This is a genomic window from Mycobacterium sp. TH-M11, assembly GCF_057473725.1.
Genome location: NZ_JBYCLD010000189.1, coordinates 1 through 3,896, shown reverse-complemented (window position 1 = coordinate 3,896; position 3,896 = coordinate 1). Strand labels below are relative to the sequence as shown.

Below are 3,896 nucleotides of genomic sequence, written 5' to 3'. Positions count from 1 at the left end.
GACGAACTCGATGCCCAGGAACGCGTTGAGGTCGGACAGGAAGTTCAGGGTGTACTTCGGGAAGTCGGCGAAGCCGTCGTACTCCTGGGTGTAGATGTCGGTCTGGTAGATGGAGTCCGCGGGAGTCGCACCGTCGAACGTGATGCCCAGCGCCGGCAGGCTCAGCGGGGCGAACCGTTCCAGCAACCCGCCGTCGGGGTTGCTCGGGTTGCCCACCAACACGAACTTCACCGCATCGGCGGCGATGCCGTCCTGCGCCAACTCCGGCATCACCATGCCGGAGATCGTCGAGCTCTGCGACTCCCCGTAGACCGCAACGGTGTTACCCGCTGCGACACTGTCTTCGATATAGGTCTTGAGCATCGTGGCGCCCTGGGCGAACGACGTGTCGAACGGCAGGCTCTTGACGCCGGTATAGATCGGCGAGCCGCCCTCCGGGGTGAACACCCCCTGAGAGTGGGCACCGGGAAGAATCCGTTGAATGAACAGGTCGTTGGCCTGCTGCACGTAGTCGGGGAACTTCGCCGAATCCTGCGGGATCGGGGTGCCGGTACCGCCGACGACCAGTCCAACCAGGTCATTCGCCGAGTCCGCCGCGCTACCGGCCAACAGCCGCACGGCCTGCATCTGCTTCATCGACGGGGTGGGAGCCATCGGTGTGACCGCGACAAGGCCGGCTCCCACCAGGCAGACACCTGCGGTGACGTAGGAGCGAAGTGCTAACGACATGAGATTTCCTTAGGCTCGACGACCGGTCAATAATTGGGCAGGCCCGCGCCCCCAAACAAGACCATTGCGCACCAATTTGCACTTTTTTGAAGTGCAGAGTGCACAATCTTCGCTACGCTGCGCCGGTGTGGAAGCGACCCTCGAAGCAGATCGGCGATCTCATGCGCCGGGGCGCCGAGGCGATGGTGAACATGGCCCCGGAGCAGCTCGATGAGCTGCAGCGGGCAGCACTTGAGTCGGAATACATGCAGGTCATCGGCGGCGATCCGCTACTGGCCGCGGCCATCCGCCGAGGGATCTGGTCCACGCTGCTGCACTGGGCGGCCGCCAATATCAGCCGTCCGGGCGAGCCGGTAGCGGCGAATACCGGCGAGCTGTCCGACATCGCCCGCGGCATCGCACGCCGCGGCCTGAGGTCACCGACGTCGGTCGACGCCTACCGGCTCGGGCAGAACATGGCCTGGCAGTTTTGGATGGAGATCGCATTCGGGTTGACCTCGGACCCGGCCGAGCTGCGCGAGCTGCTCGATGTATCGGCGCGGTCGATGACCTCGTTCATCGACGCCACAGTCACCGAGGTCTATCGGCACCTACAGGTCGAACGGGACGAACTCGCCAACGAAGTGCATGCCGAACGCCGCCAAATCATCGCGCAAATCCTCAGTGGCAAGGCAATCCCCCGACAAGCCGAAGGCCAGCTCGGCTACCACCTGGGTCAAGAACACACCGCGGCCATCGTCTGGGGTGACGAGTCGGACATCGATCCGAGCGACCTCGACTGCGCCACCGAGGCGTTGTGGCCCACGCCGGAGATGCGTCCGATCTTGTCCGTGCGGATCGGCCCCGCTACCCGATGGGTGTGGCTGCCGGGTGTCGGAAGCCTCAATGTACCAAGTATTTCGGCGGCGATCAGCGAACTTCCCGGCGTCCGGATCGCGCTGGGGATCCCAGCATCCGGGGTGGCAGGTTTCCGGCGCAGTCATCTCGACGCGGTCGCTACCCAACGCATGATGATGAAGCGGCGCTCGTCCATTCAGGTCGCCAGCTTCGCCGATGTCGAACTCGTCGCGCTGGTTACCGCGGATGCGGCCCAGGCCGATCGATTCATCAAACACACCCTGGGTGATTTCGCTTCTGCCGACCGGGAACTCCAGGAAACCGTCCTGGTCTACGTCCACGAACAGTGCAACGGTTCCCGCGCCGCCGAACGTCTGTATACCCATCGAAACACATTGTTGCGCAGGATTTCCCATGCCGATGAGCTGCTACCTCGGCCGCTGGCCGAAAGCAGCGTCAGCGTCGCGGTAGCCCTCGACGCGCTGCGCTGGCGTGACGGCGGGACCTAGCAGCCCGAATAGGCCACGGCGATCTCGGCGGCCACCCGCGCATTGGCCAGCACCAGTGCGACGTTGGCCGCCACCGATGCGCCGTGCGTCTCGCGGTGGAAATAGTCCAGCAGGAATGGGGTGACGTCCTTGCCGTGGATGCCCGCGGCCCGGGCGGCGGCCAATCCTTCGGCCAGCACCCGGTCATGCAGTTGGCGGTCCAGCTCGGCGTCGGCGGGAATCGGGTTGGCCAGCACCAGCCCATAGCCGTCGGTGCCCAGCCGGTCGCGAGCCCGCAGCACCGCGGCAGCTTGTTTGGGTGTCTGGACCCACCAGTCGAGTGGGTGGCCGGAGTCGGCGAGGTAGAAAGCCGGAAAGCGGTCGGTGCGGTAGCCGATCACGCCCACCGATAGCGTCTCCAACCGCTCCAACGTGGCACCGATGTCCAGGATCGACTTCACGCCCGAACACACCACCAGTACCGGGGTGCGCGAGAGGGTGGTCAGATCCGCGGACTCGTCGTAGCTGTGCTGTGCGCCGCGATGCACGCCGCCCAACCCGCCGGTGGCGAACACCGTGATGCCGGCTGCCGCCGCCAGGTGCGCGGTCGCGGCGACCGTGGTCGCACCGTCGCCGGCCACTGCGGCAAGCATCGCGATCTCACGGACACTGATCTTGATCGCCGTGCCCCCGACGGCGATGCGGTGCAGCGCATCATCGTCGAGACCGATGTGCGGCTGGCCGTCGATGATCGCGATGGTGGCCGGTACCGCGCCCGCCGAGCGCACGGCGTGCTCGATGGCACGCGCAATGCGCAGATTGTCCGGACGCGGCAGACCGTGGCTGATGATCGTGCTCTCCAGCGCCACCACGGCCCGCCCGCCGGCCAACGCCTCGGCGACCTCGGGATGGATGCGCATCCGCTCAGCCTATGGCGCGCGGCGATCTGCGCGCATCGCTCGTGTCGGGCCAGGCTGGTAGCGTCCGCGACTGTTCACCGGGTTCATGCGGCGGTTCCAGCTTCGCCTCTCCTTCGTCGAGCCTCGCTGAACCACCGGGTTCACGCGGAGGTGCCATGGTCGACCAGCGACGCAGGTGGCCCGGCTGTTTCGCCGCGCTCACCGCGGCCCTGCTGATCGTGGCGCCGGCCGCCACCGCGGATCCGGTTCCGGTCGGTGCTGCCGAAGGACCGGCCGAGCTGGCCATGCTGGACGCACTGCCGATCAAGGGCCGCGCGCCCAAGACCGGCTACTCGCGCGGCCTGTTCGGCCAGGCGTGGAGCGACGACGTCACGGTGCCCGGCGGCCACAACGGCTGCGACACCCGCAACGACATCCTGCGCCGCGACCTGGTCGACATCGAGATCAAGCCGGGCACCGCCGATTGCGTAGTGACGTCCGGCGTCTTGAACGATCCCTACACCGGTACCGCGATCGCCTTCCAGCGCGGTCGGGGTACCTCCCAGGCGGTGCAGATCGACCATGTGGTGGCGTTGTCGGATGCCTGGCAGAAGGGCGCCCAGCAGTGGGATGAGCTCACCCGCCGCAACTTCGCCAACGATCCGCTGAACCTGCAGGCCACCAGCGGGCCGATCAACGAGCAGAAAGGCGATGGCGACGCAGCCACCTGGCTACCGCCCAACAAGTCCTATCGCTGCGCCTACGTCTCGCGGATCGTCGCGGTGAAGTCCGGCTACGGCCTGTGGGTGACCGAGGCGGAGCACGACGCGATCGAGCGGATTCTCACCGGCGAATGTGGCGCGCCGGGCGGCTAACCCAGCCGGGCCGCCGCCGCCGCGATCCGCTCGTCGGTGGCGGTAAGCGCCACCCGCACGTACTGCGC

General features: G+C 66.8%; 3 protein-coding genes and 1 pseudogene. 2 read left to right on the top strand and 2 right to left on the bottom strand.

What is annotated here, in order from left to right:
• A partial coding sequence (locus AC2VOG_RS08385; protein WP_486939451.1) for a PE-PPE domain-containing protein occupies window positions 1-729 on the bottom strand: 729 nt, incomplete at its 3' end.
• 125 nt (window positions 730-854) lie between these two features.
• On the opposite strand from AC2VOG_RS08385, the gene AC2VOG_RS08380 reads away from it, so the two are divergent.
• The gene (locus AC2VOG_RS08380) at window positions 855-2,075 is read left to right on the top strand and encodes a PucR family transcriptional regulator (RefSeq protein ID WP_486939450.1); all 1,221 of its coding nucleotides are present in this window, start codon (window positions 855-857) and stop codon (window positions 2,073-2,075) included.
• On the opposite strand, the gene AC2VOG_RS08375 is transcribed toward AC2VOG_RS08380, so the two are convergent.
• Window positions 2,072-2,974, bottom strand: a complete 903-nt coding sequence (locus tag AC2VOG_RS08375) for a pseudouridine-5'-phosphate glycosidase (RefSeq protein ID WP_486939449.1) — start codon at window positions 2,972-2,974, stop codon at window positions 2,072-2,074. The two genes, AC2VOG_RS08380 and AC2VOG_RS08375, sit on opposite strands and share 4 nt — an antisense overlap.
• Before the next feature lie 218 nt (window positions 2,975-3,192).
• Here AC2VOG_RS08375 and AC2VOG_RS08370 point away from each other — a divergent pair.
• Window positions 3,193-3,816, top strand: a pseudogene (locus tag AC2VOG_RS08370) (HNH endonuclease family protein); the annotation flags it as partial.
• Window positions 3,817-3,896 lie beyond the last annotated feature (80 nt).

Coding starts and splice junctions, on each gene's coding strand:
- AC2VOG_RS08375 (WP_486939449.1), bottom strand. CDS start 2,974: ATGCGCATCCATCCCGAGGTCGCCGAGGCGTTGGCCGGCGGGCGGGCC.